This is a genomic window from Allomesorhizobium camelthorni, assembly GCF_011045125.1.
Classification (GTDB): Bacteria; Pseudomonadota; Alphaproteobacteria; order Rhizobiales; family Rhizobiaceae; genus Allomesorhizobium; species Allomesorhizobium camelthorni.
This window is the reverse complement of sequence record NZ_JAAKZF010000182.1, coordinates 1-4,561: the sequence shown is the minus strand read 5'-3', so window position 1 is coordinate 4,561 and position 4,561 is coordinate 1. Positions and strand designations below refer to the sequence as shown.

The window sequence follows — 4,561 nt, the reverse complement described above, 5'->3', positions numbered from 1 at the left end:
TAATCGATCCGGCGGCCGGCACCGAGAGCGGCCGCATCGGCAACCTCAACCCGCAAAGCAAGGTTCGCAAGAAATAGCCTGGCTGCCTCGCCAGGCCCTCAACAACGGGACGACACGATGAAAGCTCTCGAAGGCGTCCGCATCCTCGATTTCACCCACGTGCAGTCGGGACCCACCTGCACGCAACTCCTCGCCTATCTGGGTGCCGACGTGATCAAGGTGGAGCGGCCTGGCGTCGGCGACATCACGCGCGGCCAGCTGCGCGACGTTCCCAATGTCGATAGCCTCTACTTCACCATGCTGAACGGCAACAAACGCTCGATCACGATCGATTCCAAGCATCCAAAGGGCAAGGAGATCCTCGATCGCCTGATCAAGCATTGCGACGTGCTCGTGGAGAACTTCGCCCCCGGCGCGCTCGATCGCATGGGACTGACCTGGGACCACATCCACAGCCTCAACCCGCGCATGATCGTCGCCTCGGTGAAGGGCTTCGGCCCCGGCCCCTACGAAGACTGCAAGGTCTATGAGAATGTGGCGCAATGCGCCGGCGGCTCCGCATCGACCACGGGTTTCCGCGACGGGCCGCCGCTCGTCACCGGCGCGCAGATCGGCGATTCCGGCACCGGCCTGCATCTGGCGCTCGGCATCGTGGCGGCCCTCTACCAGCGCAACCGCACGGGACGTGGCCAGCAGGTGCTCGCCGCCATGCAGGACGGCGTGCTCAACCTCTGCCGCGTCAAGCTGCGCGACCAGCAGCGCCTCAAGCATGGGCCGCTGACCGAATACAGTCAGCACGGACAGGGAATTCCCTTCGGCGAGGCGGTGCCGCGCGCCGGCAACGATTCCGGTGGCGGGCAGCCCGGATGGATCCTGAAGTGCAAAGGCTGGGAGAGCGATCCGGATTCCTACATCTACTTCATCACCCAGGCGCCCGTATGGGAGCCGATCTGCGACGTGATCGGCGAGCCGGGATGGAAGACGCATCCCGACTACGCGACGCCGAAGGCGCGCCTGCCCCGCCTCGCGCAGATTTTTGCGCGCATCGAGGAATGGACCATGTCCAAGACCAAGTTCGAGGTCATGAACCTCTGCAACGCAGTCGATATTCCCGTCGGCCCGATACTCTCGATGAAGGAAATCGCGGAGGACGAATCGCTGCGCCGGACCGGCACGATCGTCGAGGTCGACCATCCGATGCGCGGCAAATATCTGACGGTTGGCAATCCGATCAAGCTCTCCGACAGCCCCGCCGAGGTCACGCGCGCGCCGCTCTTGGGCGAGCACACCGAGGAAATTCTGCGCAACGTGCTGAGTTATGGCGATGAGGAAATTGCGGTGATCGAAGCCTCCGGCGCGATCGGCGAAACGCGGCCCAAGCGCCGAATAGAGCCTGCAGACTCGGCGATACGGGCTGCCGCCACCAAGAAATTTAACGGGAGGACCCGGTGACAGACGAAGCACTCAAGACCAGGTCGGTTGGGACAGACGAGGCCAGTGACAGGAGCGCGGTCCGCAAGGTCCTCGAAAAGATCAAGGCAGAGGGACGCAACGCGTTGACGGCACCGGAAGGCAAGCTGGTCTGCGACGCCTATGGCATCCGCGTGCCGCGCGAAGGCGCGGCGCGCTCCGCCGCCGATGCCGTGAAGCTCGCCGAGCAGGTGGGCTTTCCCGTGGTCCTCAAGATCGTCTCTCCCGGCATCCTACACAAGACTGAGGCCGGCGGCGTGCTGGTCGGCCTCAAGAGCCGCGAGGACGTGTCGAAGGGCTACGACAGCATCCTCGCCAATGTCAAGCGCTACAAGGCCGGGGCTAAGATAGAGGGCGTGCAGGTGCAGCAGATGCTGACCGGCGGCCAGGAAGTGATCGTGGGCGCGGTGACCGATCCGAGCTTCGGCAAGCTGGTGGCCTTCGGGCTCGGCGGCGTGCTGGTGGAAGTGCTGAAGGACGTGACCTTCCGGCTCGCTCCGGCATCGAAGGACGACGCGCTGTCAATGCTCGACGGCATCCAGGCGGCGGAGATGCTGAAGGGCGTGCGCGGCGGCGCCGCGGTCAACCGCGATGCGCTCGCCGATATCATCGTGCGGGTCTCCAGGCTGATCAGCGATTTCCCGGAGATCGACGAGATGGACCTCAACCCGGTCTTCGCCACCGACCGGGAGGCGATCGCAGCCGACGTGCGCATCGTTGTCGATTTCGCGCCGCGGCCGGAACGCTACCGGCCGAGCCACGAGGACATCGTCGCCAAGATGAACCGCATCATGAAGCCCGATGCGGTGGCGGTGATCGGCGCCTCCTCCGAGGACGGCAAGATCGGCAATTCGGTGATGAAGAACCTGATCAATGGCGGCTATCAGGGCACCATCTATCCGATCCATCCCAAGGCCGACGAGATCATGGGGATCGAGGCCTACAAGTCTGTGAAGGACGTCCCTGGCGAGATCGACGTCGCCGTCTTCGCCATTCCCGCCAAGTTCGTGGCGCAGGCGCTTATCGAGTGCGGCGAGAAGAAGATTTCAGGCGCCGTGCTCATCCCCTCAGGCTTCGCCGAGACCGGCAATCTGGAGGGGCAGACGGAGCTTCAGGAAATCGGCCGGAAATACAACATCCGCCTGATGGGCCCGAACATCTACGGCTTCTATTACACGCACAAGAACCTCTGCGCCACCTTCTGCACCGCTTATGACGTGAAGGGCAGCGTTGCGCTCTCCTCCCAATCGGGCGGCATCGGCATGGCGATCATCGGCTTCAGCCGTTCTGCCAAGATGGGCGTCTCGGCGATCGTCGGCCTAGGCAACAAATCCGACATCGACGAGGACGACCTGCTCACTTTCTTCGAGCAGGACGACAACACGCATGTCATAGCCCAGCACTGCGAGGACCTGAAGGACGGGCGCGCCTTCGCCGAGGTGGCCAAGCGCGTCTCCAACAAGAAGCCGGTCATCGTGCTGAAGGCCGGGCGCACCTCGGCGGGCGCCAGGGCGGCGACCTCGCACACCGGCGCGCTTGCCGGCAACGATAAGATCTACGAGGACGTGTTCAGGCAATCGGGCGTCATTCGCGCCCGCTCGCTGCGCGACCTTCTCGACTTCGCCCGTGGCGTGCCGATCCTGCCGACGCCGAAGGGCGAGAACGTCGTGATCATCACCGGCGCCGGCGGCTCGGGCGTGCTTCTGTCGGACGCCTGCGTTGAGAACGGCCTGAAGCTGATGGCGATGCCCGACGATCTCGACCAGGCTTTTCGCAAGTTCATCCCGCCCTTCGGCGCGGCCGGCAATCCCGTCGACATCACCGGCGGCGAGCCGCCCAAGACCTACCAGAACACGGTGCGGCTGGGGCTCGAGGACAAGCGCATCCACTCCCTCATCCTCGGCTATTGGCACACGATCATCACGCCCCCCATGGTCTTCGCCAGGCTCGTCGTGGAGGTGAAGGAGGAGATGAAGGCGAAGGGCATCGAGAAGCCGATCGTCGCCTCGCTCGCCGGCGACGTGGAGGTGGAGGAGGCGTCGGAATATCTCTACGCGAACGGCGTGCCGGCCTACCCCTATTCGACCGAAATCCCGGTGGCGGTGCTGGGCGCCAAATACACATGGGCGCGCGGCGCCGGCCTGCTCTAGTCTAGCTCGCGCGCAATCCGCAACACTCCGCCATCGAGCCGGGTAACTTCGATAATGGTTTCGACACGGACAAACTGCGATCCTACGGGGCAGCCAGGCTCCAGGTCATGCCGCAAGTCGAACACTGGAGCCAAAAGGGACGCCAACGACCGGGCGGAGAACTCGCATCATGCTTGCCTTCGGCGGTTTCGAAACTCATCTGCCACTCCCTTGATCCCACTGCCCGGGCAGCAATGGAGCCGGGCCACGCCAGCACCGACTCTGCCCGTCGATCACCTCGACCGGCACAGGGCCCAGACCGACTTCGTCGAACAGCCGCGCATTTGACTGCGTTCGCCAACTTAGACGGCCGGATCCTTGCGAAGCCTCCACATTTTCGTGAACGAAGCCCTCCAGGCATCATCGTGATTGGACTTCATGATCCGTCGGAGTCACGCTGGTCGCGAGTATAAGTCGGAAATGGGTGGACCAACTATCGTCCAAATAGGAGGCCAACATGAAGCACCAGACGCTCGAGAACCTGCAGATCGTCGCCGAGGTCGATCAGGACTACCCGCGCCAGGCCATGTCGCGCAGCGAACGTCTTGAACGCTGGGCGGAGCTCCTCGAACGGAACCCTGACCGGCGTCTCTCGACGCTGCCTCAGACCGAGTATCAGCCGGCTAGGGCCCGCGCGGCCATGCGCGGCGACGGCTCGCCGATCGCGGTCGCTTTCGAGGATACTGTCCTCCGCGCCGCCGGGTTGGAAAACGACAGTTACGGCGCAACGAAGCGGTTCTTCAAACTGACCGACGGGCAATTGCACGAGATCATCTGCTATTAATCCGTTTTGGACAATGCGACTGTCGCCGGCAGGACGGATGCGACCCAGATCACCGTGGGAGGCGACGATGGCTCAAGATCACTCCCAGCCAAGCGGCCCCGATCTCGTGCGGGGGATC

The 4,561-nt window shown here is 63.8% G+C and carries 2 protein-coding genes and 2 pseudogenes; all 4 read left to right on the top strand.

The features are described 5' to 3' along the window. Positions 1-117: 117 nt before the first annotated feature. Positions 118-1,452: a formyl-CoA transferase gene (frc, locus tag G6N73_RS34790; protein WP_165034406.1), complete on the top strand. Its 1,335-nt coding sequence runs from the start codon at positions 118-120 to the stop codon at positions 1,450-1,452. An 80-nt stretch (positions 1,453-1,532) separates the two neighbouring features. Beyond that, a complete protein-coding gene (locus tag G6N73_RS34785; RefSeq protein ID WP_425484195.1) occupies positions 1,533-3,620 on the top strand; it encodes an acetate--CoA ligase family protein in 2,088 nt (695 codons plus the stop codon). Between the two features lie 65 nt (positions 3,621-3,685). Continuing rightward, positions 3,686-3,812 (top strand): annotated as a pseudogene (locus G6N73_RS34780) (IS6 family transposase); the annotation flags it as partial. A gap of 304 nt (positions 3,813-4,116) precedes the next feature. Next, positions 4,117-4,440 (top strand): annotated as a pseudogene (locus G6N73_RS34775) (hypothetical protein); the annotation flags it as partial. Positions 4,441-4,561: the final 121 nt, after the last annotated feature.